At 33.6% G+C, this 18152-nt stretch carries 15 protein-coding genes; all 15 read right to left on the bottom strand.

The window, feature by feature from the left end; genetic code table 11:
* Positions 1 to 4 precede the first annotated feature (4 nt).
* The 15 genes from C8P64_RS02255 to C8P64_RS02325 all read right to left on the bottom strand — a co-directional run bounded on the left by C8P64_RS02255 (position 5) and on the right by C8P64_RS02325 (position 18152).
* Positions 5 to 1129, bottom strand: coding sequence for a glycosyltransferase family 4 protein (locus tag C8P64_RS02255; protein ID WP_108170430.1), 1125 nt, complete (start codon positions 1127 to 1129; stop codon positions 5 to 7).
* Between the two features lie 58 nt (positions 1130 to 1187).
* Positions 1188 to 2303 carry a non-hydrolyzing UDP-N-acetylglucosamine 2-epimerase gene (gene wecB, locus C8P64_RS02260; RefSeq protein ID WP_108170431.1) on the bottom strand — a complete coding sequence of 372 codons (1116 nt, stop codon included), beginning with the start codon at positions 2301 to 2303 and terminating at the stop codon, positions 1188 to 1190.
* Positions 2304 to 2353: 50 nt separating this feature from the next.
* Positions 2354 to 3052: a WecB/TagA/CpsF family glycosyltransferase gene (locus C8P64_RS02265; protein ID WP_108170432.1), complete on the bottom strand. Its 699-nt coding sequence runs from the start codon at positions 3050 to 3052 to the stop codon at positions 2354 to 2356.
* Positions 3033 to 4262, bottom strand: coding sequence for a glycoside hydrolase family protein (locus C8P64_RS02270; protein ID WP_108170433.1), 1230 nt, complete (start codon positions 4260 to 4262; stop codon positions 3033 to 3035). Before C8P64_RS02270 ends, C8P64_RS02265 begins: the two co-directional genes overlap by 20 nt.
* The gene (locus tag C8P64_RS02275; protein ID WP_108170434.1) at positions 4237 to 6375 is read right to left on the bottom strand and encodes a bi-domain-containing oxidoreductase; all 2139 of its coding nucleotides are present in this window, start codon (positions 6373 to 6375) and stop codon (positions 4237 to 4239) included. The genes C8P64_RS02270 and C8P64_RS02275 overlap by 26 nt, the downstream gene beginning before the upstream one ends.
* A 3-nt stretch (positions 6376 to 6378) precedes the next feature.
* Positions 6379 to 7596: a hypothetical protein gene (locus tag C8P64_RS02280; protein ID WP_108170435.1), complete on the bottom strand. Its 1218-nt coding sequence runs from the start codon at positions 7594 to 7596 to the stop codon at positions 6379 to 6381.
* Entirely contained in the window at positions 7586 to 8770 is a 1185-nt protein-coding gene (locus tag C8P64_RS02285; RefSeq protein WP_108170436.1) for a glycosyltransferase family 4 protein, read from the bottom strand. Before C8P64_RS02285 ends, C8P64_RS02280 begins: the two co-directional genes overlap by 11 nt.
* Before the next feature lie 181 nt (positions 8771 to 8951).
* On the bottom strand, positions 8952 to 10043 hold the full coding sequence (locus C8P64_RS02290) for a glycosyltransferase (protein ID WP_108170437.1): 1092 nt from the start codon (positions 10041 to 10043) through the stop codon (positions 8952 to 8954).
* Complete coding sequence (locus tag C8P64_RS02295; RefSeq protein ID WP_108170438.1) at positions 10040 to 11173, bottom strand: glycosyltransferase; 1134 nt, start codon at positions 11171 to 11173, stop codon at positions 10040 to 10042. The genes C8P64_RS02290 and C8P64_RS02295 overlap by 4 nt, the downstream gene beginning before the upstream one ends.
* Entirely contained in the window at positions 11173 to 12240 is a 1068-nt protein-coding gene (locus C8P64_RS02300; protein ID WP_108170439.1) for a glycosyltransferase, read from the bottom strand. The genes C8P64_RS02295 and C8P64_RS02300 overlap by 1 nt, the downstream gene beginning before the upstream one ends.
* A gap of 11 nt (positions 12241 to 12251) precedes the next feature.
* Positions 12252 to 13505: an O-antigen ligase family protein gene (locus tag C8P64_RS02305; RefSeq protein WP_108170440.1), complete on the bottom strand. Its 1254-nt coding sequence runs from the start codon at positions 13503 to 13505 to the stop codon at positions 12252 to 12254.
* On the bottom strand, positions 13499 to 14662 hold the full coding sequence (locus C8P64_RS02310) for a glycosyltransferase (protein ID WP_146167166.1): 1164 nt from the start codon (positions 14660 to 14662) through the stop codon (positions 13499 to 13501). Before C8P64_RS02310 ends, C8P64_RS02305 begins: the two co-directional genes overlap by 7 nt.
* Positions 14663 to 14670: 8 nt before the next feature.
* Positions 14671 to 15528: a UDP-N-acetylmuramate dehydrogenase gene (gene murB, locus C8P64_RS02315; protein WP_108170442.1), complete on the bottom strand. Its 858-nt coding sequence runs from the start codon at positions 15526 to 15528 to the stop codon at positions 14671 to 14673.
* Entirely contained in the window at positions 15506 to 16789 is a 1284-nt protein-coding gene (murA, locus tag C8P64_RS02320) for a UDP-N-acetylglucosamine 1-carboxyvinyltransferase (RefSeq protein ID WP_245889641.1), read from the bottom strand. The genes murB and murA overlap by 23 nt, the downstream gene beginning before the upstream one ends.
* A 79-nt stretch (positions 16790 to 16868) precedes the next feature.
* Positions 16869 to 18152, bottom strand: a complete 1284-nt coding sequence (locus tag C8P64_RS02325; protein ID WP_108170443.1) for a lipopolysaccharide biosynthesis protein — start codon at positions 18150 to 18152, stop codon at positions 16869 to 16871.

Here is an 18152-nt window from a genome sequence, read left to right on the forward strand (position 1 = left end):
TCAATTAAGCAAATGAATTCAGAGCTTTATGATCATTTGCTTTTTTTCGTAAAAAACCGAATAAAGCAACGATTAAAATAGCAATCAAAAGCATGGCCAGAATCAAAAGATTATGTTTCAGATAATGACTCAAAACAATAAAACTTGTTATGACCAGAACATTTAAAATTGCCAGACTAAAACTGGCTTTAAAATGAGACAGTCCAAGGTCTAGCAAAATATGATGTATATGGTTTCTATCTGCCTCAAAGGGACTTCTACCATCAAGGATCCTCAATATCATAACCCTTACAGTATCGAATAGCGGTAGGAATAAAACAGATGCCAGATAGACCAGCCTGGCGTTATTAAGGTAGGTCACTTTAGAATCGAATGGTAAAGCAATGATCTTTAAGGTGAGGCAGGCGATCACCAGCCCTATAATAAGAGAGCCTGAATCCCCCATAAAGATCTTATTTTTTCCCCGGGAAAAATTAAATCTTAAATAGGCGAAAAGAATTCCTGCCACGCAAATACTTATCAAAACAAAATAAGGATTTCCAGATTGATAGAAGGCCAGAGCAAAGGCGAGGGTGATCACGATACCGGCCATGGAAGCCAGTCCATCTATCCCATCAATAAGGTTAAAGGCATTAATAACGGCTACCACTATAAAAGCGCTTATAAAATATCCTACCGTATCTGGTATCTCATAGAATCCCAAAAATCCGTGCAAACTGGTTAATTGTAATTCCGGTGAAAAGACCAGAAAAAAAGCAGCACTTAATTGTCCAAAGAGCTTAACCCTGGCTGTAGAAATAACCAGGTCATCTTTAAGTCCAACCATAAACAACAAAGTGGCGGCGACAATAAGATGATTGCCGGTAAAAGTAGTCTTTACACTTTGGAGCATGGAGATGATCAATACCAGCACGATAAAAAAGGCCACTCCTCCAAAATTGGGAGTCTCTAAGGTATGAGAACTACGCTCATTGACCGATTTCATCAAGTTCTTCTCTTTAGATACCCAGAGAACTTTAGGTATAAAGTACCAGGTCGCGCAAAAAGCAATACCAAAAACACAAAAAACAAAGAACAGGTAATTACTGCGAAATAATCCCAGGATTACCTCATGGTCTAGAATATTCATTTAAAAAAGTAGATTAGGTTAATATTGAAAAAACCTACTGGTAGGGCAATAAGTATAATTATACTTGAATTCCAGAATTGGAATATAAATTTAATAGTCTTTCTATAATTCTTTCAGATGTTTTACCATCCCAGAGTGGAATCTCGCCACCTTTTTTCCATTCCCCGGCCATCAATTTATCCAGGTAAGGTTTGAGTCTTTTTGGATCGGTTCCCACCAGCTCATTAGTTCCCATAGTAATGGTTTCCGGGCGCTCTGTATTATCTCTTAAAGTAAGGCAAGGCACCCCCATCACTGTGGTTTCTTCGGTAATCCCTCCAGAATCAGTTATTACCGCTTTGGCATTCTTTACAATAAAGTTGAATTCAAGATAGGAAAGAGGCTCTACATAGTGCAGTCTTTCATGCTCTATTCCAAGGTTCTGCAAGATCTTTGCCGTTCTGGGATGAACAGGAAATATAACCGGAAGATATCCCGTTCCGTCTATGATCGCCTGCATCATGTCCTTCAACTTTTCCTCTTCATCTACATTTGCAGGACGGTGGAGGGTAAGGACGAAATATTCTTTTTCCCTTAATTTTCCCCCATTGATCCTGATGTCAGGATCAATGAATTTCTCCATATTGGCTAGTAGGGTGTCGATCATGGTATTTCCTACAAAATGCACCCTGTCTTCGTCAATTCCTGCTTTCCGAAGATTCTCATTGGCAATCTCTGAAGTGGTAAAAAAATGATCGGTTATTGAATCGGTGACCATTCGATTGATCTCTTCAGGCATACTAAGGTCACCTGACCTAATTCCCGCCTCCACATGAACTACTTCAGTATTCAGCTTTTTAGCAGTTATACTGCATGCCATCGTTGAAGTAACGTCTCCCACTACCAAAACAACATCTGCAGGATTTTCAATTAGTTCCTTTTCAAACCTTATCATGATATTGGCGGTTTGCTCTGCCTGGCTTCCTCCGCCAGCCTCAAGATTAGAATGAGGTTCGGGAATACCAAGTTGGTCAAAAAAACTTCCAGACATTTTTTTGTCGTAATGCTGGCCCGTATGTACCAATCGAAATTCTATTTCCTCTCCATCCGACTTAGCTTTTTGTATCGCTTCGATAATAGGCGCGATCTTCATAAAATTTGGCCGAGCTCCAGCAATAATTGTTATTTTAAGCATATATTATATTTAAAGAACGTCATGCTGAACTTGTTTCAGCATCTAATTATTTAAAACTTATTCATCTTTAACAAATACAAAAACCTTACTAGATGTATTTGCCTCTTAATTCGGGAAGGCTGCTTAACAAGTCGATAAGCCCATTCCAAATTATTCTTTACCCACCAATCTGGAGCTCTCTCAACATTTCCAGTAAAGACATCAAAACTTCCTCCTAAACCCTGATATAATGCTGGATGTAATTTCTGCATCTCTTCCATTAGTAACTCCTGTTTAGGTGATCCCATAGCCACGAAAACAACATCAGGTTTTTTCAGAAGAATATCCTTGATCAGTTCTTGTCTTTCTTCTTCAGATTTAATATAACCATTGCGAAAATTAACAATTTTAATACCTGCAAATTGCCTTTTAAGCTCACTAACAGTCTCTTGTATGATTTCTTGTTTCCCTCCTACCAGGTAAAAGGTTTTCTCTTTATGAAAGGTTTTAATGATATCTAACCAAAGTTCGCAACCGGGTATCTTAACCACATCTTTCACTCCCTTTTGTTTCAATGCCATCACCGCACCAATTCCGTCTGGATAACCAAGGTTCCGGTTTATAATATCCCTTGAGGTATCTGTAGCATGAAGGATTTTTTCCGCATTGACTGCAACTAGGATCTTTTTTCCTTTTGCAGCAAATTCTATTAGTGAATCTCTTGATTCTGGAGCAAAGGTTTGTACCCCGTTAAGTATTTGCGATTGCATTTTGTAATTTTTGCTCTTCAAGTAAATAATGGCTCATTGCATTGAACATAAAGGCATTGCTCCACCTCATATAAGAAATCTTCGAACTGACACCTTTTTTCAACTGGTAGTAAAAATATCCTCTTTTATCCTGCATATATTGAATAGACCAATTAAGAACCTTTGCAGAAAGCTGCTTGCACTCATCGAACTTATTCAGTTTTGATAGTGTCACAAAAAGTTGGGCAGGACAGTGAATATCTATAGGATATTTCTTGTCGTGATAATATTTTGGAGTTCCATCCCCCTCAAAAAAATTATTTATATAAAAATTAAATCCTTTTTTAATATTCTCTTTAAAAGAAGTATCTCCAGTATTTTCCTGGTAATATTGAATAGCCTCGAGGTTATAGCCCGTATGGAAGCTATCTATCCAGGATTGAACAGGCAGTAAACCATAAACCCAGGAGCCATCTTCTTTTTGACCTTCACAGGCGGCCAGAACAGATAACCTAGCTAAATCTTTATATTCTTCCTTCGAGGTATACTTATAGCAAATACTTAGCAGCTTAGCACCAAGCAATGATGCATTATAAACGGTATTATTACCATTAAGTGGACTATAAGAAAATAATATACCTTCATTATGCCTGGTCCTATTTAGGTCATTTACTATAAAATTAGCAGATGATAAGGCAGTTTCCAGATATCTTTTATCCTTTGTAATCTCAAAAGCTTCGAACAATGCCGAGGAACAAAAAGTAGTTGCTACAACGGTTGGTGTCTCTTTCGGAAATAAGAACAATCTTCTGGCCTGCCAATCGAAATTATATCCCCAGCAAGCACCAGAATAATTCTTGTTTTGTAATTTAAGTAATAGGTTAGAAAGATAATTTACCTTCTTGAGTATTTCCTCCTTTTTTCCAAACCTAGTATTCCCGGTTTTAGCTATTCTATAAAGATTACAATAACCACTTAAGAATAATCCTATACCTTTCGAATTATATTCCTTGGGAACCAATAGGAATTTGCGAAAATTAATTGGACTTCTTTTAAAACCCTGTATCCATGCTAACCTGGCAAGGTCCCAGTTTTGGAGACCCGTAGCATTAAACACCATAGAATTTAAGCCGTCATAAGGATCCCAGCCTTTAAACTCTTCTGTTTCGCAGTAATTCTTTAAATCGATAAAAGAGGCTATATTCTTAGATTTCAACTTGTGCTCCTGCATTTTTAATTGATTCAAGAACTTTAAAACTCGCTTTGGTTACGGCATATAAATCTTCAAAGGGAATAGGAGAAGATCCATCTTCAATTAGATGATCCATAAAACTCTCAACCATTTCTTTTTGTCCCTTATTCTGATTTAAAAGCTTTTTCTTTGACGGTTTTCCCTTACCATATATTTTCAATTCTTTAAAATCATTGATCACAGCAGTTGTGCCCGATGAGAATATTTCAATGTACTCCTTTGGAAGCTCCTTAGCACCATTGGCGTAGTAAGCTACTATCCCAGTCGAGCCATTTTCAAATTGAATTAAAATATTTACGGTATCATTTAATCCCTGTTGGTCTGGAAGCGCATTAGCAGAAAGCTTTACAGGCTTACTTCCATTAATAAAGGTAAGATAATCTATAAAGTGACATGCTTCCCCAATTATTCTACCGCCACCAATTTCCATATCCTGTATCCAAGTATCCTTAGGAATTGCACCAGCATTAATTCTATAGATCATAGACATTGGGCCGTCTCCAACCTCATTTTTTAAAGCCTTACTAAAAGGCGCGAATCTCCTGTTCACACCCATCATTATAGCTTTTCCAGATCTTACCTGCTCCTGCTTTATTTCATCAAGTTCTTCCTGATTTAGGCATAATGGTTTTTCAACAAAAATGTTTTTGTCTGATCTTAATCCCTTAAGTACATAAGAACCATGAGAGTCATGCCGGGTAGCTACAAATAAAGTATTTGTTTTGATATCGAGCACATCCTCCTCTCTGGAAGCGCAGAATTCAAAATTGAATTTTTCCGCAACTCTTTTAGATGTTGTACCATTATTAGTAAGCACTCCAATACGTTGAACCTCTTTAGTCGCTGGGAGATTTGGCAATAAATTACCCTGGGCATAACTGCCGGCTCCAATAAATGATATATTGATCTTTCCTGTTGGTTTTTTAGAGTTCGTTAGAACAGGTTCCTTTAGTTGTTCATTTCCAATATTATATTTTAAAGCTAATCCAATAAAAGGTTCTGTTTTTTTGACTACTAAGTCAAAAGCCTTAGGGGCGTCCTCGAAATCAAATTCGTGTGTTGTGAGGTAATCGATGTTGATCCTTTCCGCATTCAGTAAATGCTGAAAAGCTTCCATATTTCGCTTTTCGGTCCATCTTACAAATGCGACAGGATAATCCTGGCCTTTTTCCTCGTAATCCAGGTCATATCTTCCCGGTCCATAGGAACATGCCATTTTTAATTCCAATTCTTTTCGGTAATAATAAGGATCACGATCAAAACCGGTAGGCACAGCTCCAAGGACTACTACTTTTCCTTTTTTTCTGGCTATAGCCCCAGCGAAATTCACCGGGTCTAAACTTGAAGTTGCAGCCGCGATTACAACCGCATCAGCTCCTATCCCATTTGTAGCATTCAAGATTTTATCTTCAATGCCTCCCGTGTTCCGGCTAAAACCGTGATCAACTGCACCATTTTTAATTGCTAAATCGACAGCAGCATCTGAAATATCAACCCCGATAACATTTACACCGGAGGCTTTTAGAATAAGGCATGCTAATTGGCCTAACAATCCTAAACCAATGACCACACAACTTTCTCCCAGCCGGAGATCTGCCTGCCGGACTCCCTGCATGGAAATTGCTCCAAGCGTATTGTAGGCTGCGTTTTTTAAATTAGATTTTTCCTGTAGCTTTACACAAAGGTTTACCGGCACGGAAACAATTTCGGCATGATTTGCATAGCCGGCTCCGGCACAAGCCACCTTGTCTCCCACTTTAAATTCAGAAACTCCCTCTCCTACTTCTACCACTTCACCAGCACTACTATACCCAAGTGGTGAGTAAGCATCCAGTTTTTTTGTAACCGCTCTGTAAGTTTGTACTGGTCCTTGCTTTTTTAAAACATCCAGCACTTGTTTTACCTGCTGTGGTCTTTCTTTTGCCTTTCCAATCAGACTTTTTCTTGCAGCCTGAACGGTAGAACCTTCTGTTCCTGCACTAATAAGTGAATAATGATTTTTTACTATAACCATTCCTTTGCCTACCTGAGGATATGGCACTTCTTGTATCATCATCTCACCAGATCCAAGTTTTTGTGTAAGCTGTTGCATTTATTATATATCTAAGTGTTGGATAAAATATTTTAACTTTCCCGATTTTGTTTTCGGAATATACTTTGTGGAGTTAATATCTATTTTAAAATTATCAAACCTCTCAATCAAAATATTTTTTAGTATTTGATCATTGCAATTTTCCGAAGGAACATATAAAACATTTAGAATGCCCTTTTCTGACTGCGTGAATTGTATGCTTTCGATATAACTCCAAAAATTACCATGTATGCCAAATAAGTATGGACCAAATGCTTTTTTTTGACCTTGATTATCTAATACATATTCCTGCTTTCTCCCAATTATTTCATTTACTTTGAAGTACGAATCATCGCCACAGGTTCGTACTGATTTAGTAGCGTAGTCTTCGGTTATATAATTCTTGAATTGAGTACCATATTTATTAAGTGAGGTCGCAATTAACATGTGCTCATCATTTCGATCCTTATCTTCCATCAGGTTAACTTTTCCATAAGTAGGATAAAAATGAAATTCTTCGCAATTCCAGCAAAACCTGGCCAGAATAGCATATTCGCTATGGCCATACCAGTGAGCTATCGGAATACTAAAGGTTTTCATAATCCACTTCATCTGACTAATCGGAAATGTTTCCGAGCCCGCCATAATACCTTTAATGGGAAAAATTTTAAACATTTTCTCTCCAAAGAAATTAATTAACGACATCAACGAACTAGGATAAACGTGCAGAAAGGATGGATTTTCGTAGAAAAGCTGTTGTAAATAAATTTTATTTTTAGGGATAAAAAAGTCTTGAGAAATAATAAGTGCATTTTCAAACCAATTGTATTGAATACCATTTTGAGGTATATTACCTCTAACAACTATTCGAAAATCAAATGGATTGTACCCAATGGTTTTCCAAATATCATATATATATGCTCTCTCCTTTTGGCGAGCAAAAATTAAATCTTGATAAAAAATAAATGGTTTACCACTTGTCCCTCCTGTACTAACCTGTTTTATTGGTACTAGAGGATGCTTTTTTAGAAAATACAGAAAGTCATTTTTAATATCATTTTTGGAAATTAATTGCTTCTCTGATATGTTTAAATTTTGGTAGTCATCAATTCTATAAATATCCCACTTTTTTGACTTTCTTATTTTATCCACGTGAATCAAATAAGCAGGACCTAATATTAACTGTTTAATCCATTTCAGGAGATTTAACTGATTAACTATATAAGTAAACCTACTTTTCATCCAATAAACGACTATATAACTTTTCTATCAATTTAAAGTTCACTTCCTCTGTATATTTTTTATTAAACTCCCTCAAGCTATTCCCCCCTAATCTTTTTCTATAACTTCTATCAGTTATTAAAGATTCAGCACCATCTAAAAAGCTTTGGAGATTGTTAATATTATAAATGATGCCATTAACACCATTTTCTATTAACTCATTCCTAGGCCCAAGATTAGATGCTAAAACGGGGACACCCTGTGACATGGCCTCAAGAATTGTGATAGGCATACCTTCATACAAAGTCGAAGGGAAAACCATAAATGAACTTTCCCGTAGAAATTTCTTCACTTTAAGATTATCCATTTCTCCCATAAAGATAATGTTGGGGTTACTGCTAGCTAGAGATTTTGCACGTACTCCTAACGGTCCAGCGCCTATTATATAAAGAGGATAATCAATGTTTGTCCACATTTTTATTAGCTGTAATATTCCTTTTTCGAAGGACAACCTCCCAATGAAAACTGCTCTTTCTTTTTTTATTTCTTCATACCTCTCAATGGCGGAATTATCTATAAAGTTAGGTTTGACTCTAATTTTATTTATAGGTACTCCAGTTTGTGATAATTTATTCTTAGCAAACTTTGAAAGAACAATGTAGTTATCAACTAAATCTATAAGTTGATTCAATTCATCCTTTGTTTTCGTGTAAAGTCTATATTGTAGGCTACTCTTCAAAATTGAACCTTGCGAACAGCGGTGCAAAATAACATTAACCGGACTTTTGGTAACACATTTTTCACATGCTCGCCCTTTCCTATCCATAAAATTTCCACAAGGCACCATCAATCTGTAATTATGCAGTGTAAGGACAGTTTTTATACCTCTATCTTTAGCAGCTTGGAAAATAGAAGGAGTTAGAACGAACTTATAATTATGAACATGGAGAATATCAGGTTTAAATTCATCCATTATAAAACCAATTTCCTTTTTACTTTTTTCAGACCAATGGATGTTTTTAAATAATTTTAATTTTTTGTAATAATTAAAATCATCTATCTCTGAATTGCTTCTTTCATAAGTTTTAACCTTAACTCCGTTTTTTTCTAATAATTCTACTTCCGCTCTAAAAACCATAGCCTCTCCACCTACTGCAAAGTCGCCATAGTGATTATGGACAATTAAAATCTTCATACCACTTCAAAATTTAGATTTGGAAATTGAACAAATGCTTTCATTTACAATAATTCATTGTAATGGGTTCCAACTTATCTTTATATTAAACTTCTTTAAGGGTGACTTTAGAAATGGTTTGATATAATCCCTAGACAACCATAATTCTAGCCAAATTTGGAAGAATAAGAATGAATTTAGTTTAGTTATTTATAAAAAAACCTGTAATCTCCTTAGCTTTTGTTATTCCATTATTCTGTTCAGAAACGAGTTTCGATTTCGAAGCAATCTCATTTCGAAAATCATCATCTTCTATCATTTTCGAAAGTTTTGTCTTTAAATCTTCTAAATCTGTAGGATCGAAAACAATATCCTGATAAAATTCTTCAATCAAATTATCATGGACACCAGATTTATTTGATATTAAAGGAGGCAGACCGCTGCATATAGCTTCAGTATAAGTTTGAGGCCACCGATCTTTTAAAGATGGATGAAGGAATATATCTGCATTACGATAATAAGAATAGATGTCACTAGGATCTATAAATCCTGGAAATTCCACTTTTAGATTATGTTCTTCCGAATACTTCATTAAACGTACCTTCTCCGGTCCTTCTCCAACGACAATTAATTTGATGCCTTTTGTCACTTCTAAAGAACTTAAAGCTCTTAAAAGGAAAATTGTATTCTTAAAGTCGAATTGAAATCCAACCGTTAATAACACTAAATCAGTCTTATCATTGGAAATTGGACTGGCAACGAGATTTTTATGAAACTTTTTATCATCTCTTGTATTATTCCCTAAAATAAATTCATCCTTAAAATTGGATTTTAAATTGTGTAAATAATCCTGAGATAATTTTGAATAATATATTGCTCCATCAAATGACTTTAAGAGTAAAACCCTCACTATTTCATGGGCTTTGGAAACGCTGCTCTCGGAAAGAATCGTTCCTCCCCACCAAATATAATTTTTGCATCTAAATATTATACGGTAGAATAATGGTGAAAGGTAATAATACGGCATACCACCTATTACTATAAAATCTGGTTTTTTACTAATTAAGAATTTTAATAATTCCAGCAGAACTGAAATCTTATAACTAGAATTTATAAATGTAGAAAAACGTAAAAATGACTCATTTTCAAATAAAGATACCTTTGATTTATGATTTGAACGATCTGATACAAATATGAAATTATATTCAATTTGTTCGTCTTTCACAAGTTCATTAAAAAAGTCTACCCGGTAAGAGACAGGAAAATTAGAAATTAAAACTCCCTTTTTTTTCATCTCAAATACTCTTCAATTAACCTGGAGTGCTGATCCCAAACCGGCTCCCTTAATACTTCATCAACTAATAGTTTGCCGTTGGTCTTTAACCTATTAAGTAAACTAGGGTCTTCAAATAATCTTATTATCTTATTCTTAATGTCCTCAGGGTTACCTTGCTTAATAAACAGAGCATTTTTTTCATCATCTAACATATAGGGAATACTATTGACAGCTGTCGTAATTATTGCAGTGTTAAAATACATAGCTTCATAAAATACCCGTGGGAATCCCTCTGAATAACTAGGTAAAATTAAGACATCAGCTTGCCTGTATTCTCTAAATAATTCAGGACCGTTTTTAATAAAACCCTTCAAATTAATCCGATCCTGAAGATTGTTTTGTTTAATGATAGTTTTTAACCCTTTTTCCTCAACACCTTCTCCAATTATTGTCAATTTGAAATTATCTTGTGGATTAAGCATTATAAATGCTTCAAGTAAGTCATAAATTCCTTTTTGACTTTTTAATGAACCTACAAATAACAGTTTATATTCTTTACTGTCTACTTTTGATACTTTAGTATTATCATCGGAAAAATTCTGTAGATTAATTATCGGTTTAGTTTCAAAAACATCATCATTCCATCGATCATATTTCTTTTTTAGTTGTCCACCTGTAACTAATAGTGCGGCACTCTTCTTTGAAATTAGACTATCAAAAAAATTATTCAAGAAGGGAGTAAAGGATAATAATTTCCTCTTAGTATTCGAAAGGACCGTTAGCGATTCTCTCGTATTTAGTTTCCAATCTGTTCCATGATACAGGATATATTTCTTTTTAAAAATAAATGAAATAAAAGCTGCAATTACTCCTGTGTAAGTTGGCATAAAAATCAAAGAAATATTTTCCTTTTTAACCTGCCTGCATATAAGTTTAACCCGTGACAAATAAGAATTCGGCAATTCAATTACCCTAATTTTTTCAGTGTTCAAATTTTGAGTATGGAAGGAGAGTTTTTCCTCCGAAATTGGAGTTATAATAAAAATATTTTCTTTTTTTGAAAGGTTTTCGAGGTAATTGACAAATACCTCTTTCGCGTAAAATTCATTACCTTTTCTACCTATATTAGAATGAAAAAATATATTCATTATTGACGTAAAAGTTGATAATATTTATCAAGTGTGTTCTCTATACCAAAAGTTGAAGCAGATTCCCTTGCACTAATAGCAAAAACAGCTAATTCTTCAGGTGATAATTTCAACATTTTTAAAATTTTCTGAGTCAGGTCAGGTACATTATCCTTTTCGAAATGAAAGCCATTCTGCCCATCTTTGACCATAGAGGATAATGATTCGATATTACTGGAAATAACAGGGATTCCCTGGGATAAAATTTCTATTAAGGAAATGGGCAAACCTTCTCTTCTAGAAGGCATAATCGCTATATCTGCAGAGGAAATATATTGAAATGGTTCAGTTTTACTTCCTAAGAGGGTAATTCTATCTTCAAGATTATTTATTTTAATTAACCTTGAAATATGAGAATACAATTTACCATCTCCAATCATTTTCAGATGCCAATTATGTTTAAGGACATCTGGATTATTTAAAGCTTTAATTAAAATATCATAACCTTTCGCATCTACAAACCTCCCTAGGGTGAAAAAATTTTTTTGATCTTTTATATGACCATCTGAATATTCAGGGTTAATTCTAGAAAAATCAATGCCATTTCTAATAACTATAACCTTTTCAGGAGGCAGTTCCAAAACCTCTGTTAAATAAGATTTGACCGATTCAGAAATTGCAACGATTTTTAAGGAACAAAATTTGTATAAGATTTTGGCTATATATTCCTTCATTCCCCCCTTAGGATAAATATTTGTGCTGTGTACTACAGGAAATATTTTAACCTTGGAAAGTTTTGCAGAAATAAGTGAAATTTTATTAGCCCTTTCCAAATGTGAGAATCCGTATTTAATATCATTTTCTTTAAAGTATTTTGTGAGGGCCAAAATATTCTTCAAATTATAATTGCTATCTATTATCTTGACAATAGTTCGTTTGTTACTGATTTGCGGCAATAACATTTTACCGCCAGAGAGAAGTATTAAGTAAATCTTATCTTCATCTTTCCAATTATTGATAATATCGACAACTAATTTTTCTCCTCCACCCATTTGAAGAGAATTAATTACAAATGCAACATTCGCCATAAATTAATGGATTATATTGTACTGAAAGATTTCAGTTCAACCCTTTTTAAATCAGCCTTTAGGAAAGGTATAAGTGCTGTAATGATAAATATATGTTTATAATGAACCCCGTGATTATCTAAAAAAGAACCTAAGATCATAATTAGGGGAACTGTAAGAAATACCCAGCAAATTGAGATATATAAATAATCGTGTTGTAAAATTGTAGAGATTCTCTTTCTTAGTTTAAAACTGAACTTTATGAGACTAATAAGAAATATATAATATAAAAGAAATCCTAGAATACCGGTTTCAGATAAATATTGTAGAAAAACGGAATGTAAAGATATTTTTTGAGACGATCCGAACGCATGTATGGTGTTATATGGATTATTAATATCACTAAAACTTTTATATCCATAACCAAAAATAGGGTGATCCATAAACATTGTCCAGGCATCTTCATAAATCACAGACCTCCCAGAACTTAATGAAGCTAGACCTTTATCTTCGAAATCTAATTCGACATTAGAAACATCACTCGATTTCCTCAAAAAGAATTCTTCTCCAATAGGGGAATTTAAAAACATAACTAGGACAATACACAGAAAAGCAAACCCGATAATTTGATTAATATTAATTCTTTTGCCAAAGGAATAATTTAACAAAATAAGAAGGACCCCAATTCCAAAATTTAATCTTCCTTGAGTTAAAACCATGGCGAAAAATAGAAATATTAGAGTCTTATTATTGAAAAAAAAGCTCCTATAGCCGCTCCTTATTCCCGCAATGCAAAATATAATTGAAATCAAAAGGTAAAATCCAACTTGTCTAGGATTTCCAAACAGTGAAACAAAAGTAATAAATGAATCTAACGATAAAATTAAACCTACAAGGACAAAGAGTTTACAAATCTTATACCATATCTCTTCTAAATCTTCCTGAACAATGGAACTTTGAACAATAAAAATTAGAAAGAAGTTGTTGAAAATTGTCAGATCAATAGTTCCAAAATATTTGAAGTTTGTAAAAGCGAAATAAATAATAGTAACTAATAAAAGTGAAATATGCTTATTGAATTTGGCAACTATTCTACCATTATTAGCTATTAATGATATTACTATACTAAAGAGAAATATAGCTGAAAATGGAATTCCTCCTAATGATTCATAAAATCTTATTGGTAACATGCTATCTATAATAGCCACATATAAAATATTGACTGGATTTTTACTACAATACAGAAATACACTAAACCAGGTAAGGAGAATAAGACCTACTACCATAATTTGTTTTTATTAAACATCCAAAACAAATTCTTCCACACAAAACTTTTATTCTCTTCGAGAACCTTGTGATAAATATCTTTAGTTTTAATTGCCCCTATTTTTGAATCATATTCCGCTTCAATATATTGCTTATTAAATCGTTCATAAGGCTTCAAAGAGAAGCCTGTATCGTCCAATTGTTTTAAAATTCGGTGTAAAGAAAACTCAACACTATTTTGCCCTAATTTTCGACCTGAAAAATTATAATTAGAGATATGTTCCACATTAGATTTATTAACCAGGACAGAGCCCTTCTCATCGAAACCTAATAACACTACAGCCTTTCCTAAAGCCATTGCTTCTAGAAGGCCTCGCCCATGACCTACGGTTAATTTACTATTGACATAATATTGATAGATTAAGTCTTGATCATTTAGTTCACCTAAAAACTTGAAATCAATTCCATTTTCAGATTTCAAATTAATCAGGCTTGCTCTTTCTTGACAATACCCACGTAACTCTCCATCTCCGGCAATAACAATATTTAATCCATGCTTTGGTTTGCCAACTTTTTCTAATTCATCAAATAAATTATCCAGCAATCCTTTCTTAGCTTTCATTAACCTCATTGCGATAAAAACAAAGTCAGAATCAAATCCGGATTTCTTTTTAAAAACCTTAAAATTATCTATTGGTAATCTTTCTTTGATCAAAAAAATTCTGTTTAAATCAAAAAAATAATTATTTGTATTATATGCATTTTCTAATTCTTTAGAAAAGACAATAAGGGCATTGGAATATGGTAGGAAGAATGGAAGTGGTTTACCCCCGGCCTTCGTAAATACAATTTTTTTTTTGACAAAAAAATTGTTCAAAAGAGCAGCCAAAAAACCTCTATAATCCATCGCATGTATTACTGAAATTCTATTTGCAGTAATACCTTTTAAAATTTTAATAAAATTATACAAGGCAAATAAGACATTATTCCTGGAAAATTTTAAGGGTATATATCTAACACCTAATTCTTTGAAGGCATCAGCTTTTTCTCCATGAGGAGCCATTAAAACTATATTGTGAACCCCCTCTAATTTTCTCAGATCTTTTATTAAGGCATACGTTGAATTAATGTGCCCCCCCTGTCCCAAGGGCCATCCTATGATAAATAAAATTTTCACCTACCTGATTAAATTATTCTTTGTTCTACTTCCAACTGAACCCCAAAGTGTTTAAGAACCTCTGATTGAATATGATCAATTAATTTTAATATATCGTAACCGGAAGCATTCTCATAATTGATTATAAAACCACTATGCTTTTCAGAAACCATTGCTCCTCCTACTCGATATCCTTTTAGTTTCAATTCATCTAACAATGGTCCAACAAAACGTCCTTCAGGTCGCTTAAATACACTTCCACAATTTGGATAGTTCCGAGGTTGCTTGGCCCAACGTTTCATTTTAATTTCTTCCATTTTAGCATTAATAGCTTCCTGATTGCCTTCTTTTAGACGAAACGATGATTTAAGGACTAATTTATCTGGATTCTGTTGGAAGAAACTATTTCTATATTCAAAGTGTATGTCTTCCACAGATATTTCTTCAATAAGATTCTTTGACCTATCAAAATATCTGACCTTTGTAAGTAAATCTTTAATTTCTTCTCCACTAGAACCGGCATTCATTACTACTGCACCTCCCACTGAACTTGGAATGTCGTAAAACATTTCAAATCCAGACAATGATTGATTTAAGGCAATTTGACTTAACTCTAAGAGAGTGGCTCCAGCTTCAGCAACAATTTTTGAACCTTCAACTTCAATTTTATTAAAACATCCATTTAAAATAATAAATGGTTCATCATATTTCTCCTTTGAAAGAATTAAATTATTTCCATTCCCAATTATATATGGTTGAGAATCTTTCAATTCTGAAAATAATCTAACTATATCACTTTCGCTATCCGGAAAAAATACTGTATCACAGTAACTGGTAATTCCATAGGAATTAAATTTTTTCAGATTAAAGTTCTTGAACGACTTCACCCTTTAAAATTTTAAAATTTGAAACTCCTAAATTTTTAAGTTTATTTTCTAGATTTTCGTAACCCCTTTCTATCATCCAGGCGTTTTTGATGGTGGTTGTGCCTTCTGATATAAGTCCCGCTAATAATAACGAAATTCCAGCCCTGAGGTCAACAGCAATAACTTCGGTACCGTATAATTTTTTGCCTCCTTCAATAACTAAAAGATCTCCTTCTACACTATAATTCAACCCCATCTTTGCAAATTCTTCCGCATAACCATATCTTCCTGGAAATCTAAGGTCAACGATTTTAGAATTACCTTTTGAATTAGCACCATAAAGCGCGAATAACGGTTGCATATCTGAGTTTATTCCGGGATAAGGGCCTGTACTTATTTCTACTGGATAAGGAATACCTCCCCTTACTATCATAGAAGAACCATTACGATAATATTTCATTCCACTTTCCCTTAAAAACACCATAGGCACTTCAAGATGTTCAAATGGAAAGTTCTCAATTTCTACGTCACCACGGGTAATTGTTGCTGCAATAGCCCAGGTTATTGCTTCCATGTTATCTGGTATGACTGTATGTTGAGTTCCTGAGAGTTCATTTACACCATTTACAACTATACATTTTTGCCCTTGAACCTCAATACTAGCGCCCATTTTATTCAGCATTTCAATCAAATCGAGAACCTCGGGCCTAATATGTGGGTTCCAAATTGTTGTTCTTCCTTCTGCTAATGTTCCACATAATAAAGCATTTTCAGTAGCTCCTGTCGATCTTATTGGCAATTGAATATCGGCGCCTTTCAAATTACCTTCAACACTAGCACATAAACACTCGTTTTCCTCCCATACTTTAGCTCCCATACTTTCAAGAACCATAACATGTAAATCAAATTTCCTGTCCCCTAATTTACATCCACCGGGCATAGGAACACTTCCTTTACCAAATCTGGTTACAAGAGTACCTAATATCAATAGTGTGTTACGAATAGAACGATCTTCCCATTTTAGTTGAGTAATTGGAGAATCTGTATTTTCAATAATAGAAACCTGATCATTATGAATTCTATATTCTTTTCCTAATTTTTTAATCATTTCCAGATGTATTTTCACATCTAGCAATCCGCTAGGAAAACCATATAAATGTATTGGTTCCCTAGTAAGCAAAGAGGCAGCAATTAGTTTAAGGGCACTATTCTTTGCGCCACTTACTTTAACCTTACCCTTTAGAACCGATTTTGAAATTTTAAATTCTTTTTTATCCATCATATTTTTCTGATTTAATACATCAGTTTGCTTAAATTTTCATTATTGCACTTAAACCGTATTCGAAAAAGTTTTAATACCACTAATTCAACCTCATTTTAATTAACTTAAACATTATTACTAAAAAGGTGATTAAATAAAAGCTTGCTAGAACCATTGAATATAATAAGATCGAATAATTAGAGCTAATATTGAATAAATAAGCACAAGCAAAGGAAACTGTAATTAGAATAATTCTAATTATGTTAATCCTAAGTTGTAAATATTGCCATTCTAATACATTCAAAATATGCATTACCGGACTAACAATAAATTTCGCAGAAACTATAAAAATTAAAAATCTGGAAATATTACCAGCATCTCGCCAATTCTCTCCAAAAATATATTCGAACAAATCTGGGCCAAATAATAGAATAACAAATAAGGCCGGCAAGCTCAACAAGGTTAATTTTTTTATTACTCCAATCGTTAATTCATAGATTTTTCTATTATTATTTTTCCCATATTGGGCTATTTCAGCAAAATAAACATGGGAAACAGAGCTTCCTATAAGATTAATAGGAGCACTGATTATAGAGCTAGCCAGTGCGAATAAGCCTAAAAATTTCACTCCAAATAATGCCGCTATAAAGAATAAAGGTAGTCGCGGCCCAAAACTTAAAAGGAATTGGGAGCCGGTTTGATACAATGGAAAATCCTTATATTTTCTTCCAACTACTAATAATTTTTTATAATTGAAATTATTAAATAATCTGATTTTATTTTTCCGAACACTTTTAAACAGAGATATAATACCGGCACTTTTTTCAGATGTCCCTCCTATAATTAAACCATAGCCTCCAAAACCGGCAAATCCGGCAAAAATTTTAAAAGCGGATCCTGTTATGCTTTGAGCAAATTTTGTTTTGGTTAATATTTTAAAATCTTTTTTCCTGATAGCCCAATATGAAAATAGATTATACATTCCTATCAAAAGACATACAATAGGAATAACCCACAAAAATTCTCTTAGAGATTCAATACCGAAAAAGGTTAAAAGAAAACCTCCAAATGAAAATATAGTAAGAGCCAGTATGGTAATAAATAAAATAAGAACCAATATTCCCAGCTCTATCACATATTGAGCTATTTTATCCGATTTGGCTATAGGGATTACTACTTCATATCTTAGTGTACTTATAGATGCCAAAATTCCGATAATAGAAAATAGCAGAGAGTAGACGCCAAAATCGTCTGGAGTATACAACCTAGTAATTAAAGGAGTTGTAAACAACGCTAAGGCTTGAGCTAATGCTGTTCCGGAAGAAACTAATAATACATTTTTTAAAAACGTATTATTTCTAATTTTAGTAATTAAAGCTTTCAA

It is taken from the genome of Christiangramia gaetbulicola (assembly GCF_003054225.1).
Lineage (GTDB): Bacteria > Bacteroidota > Bacteroidia > Flavobacteriales > Flavobacteriaceae > Christiangramia > Christiangramia gaetbulicola.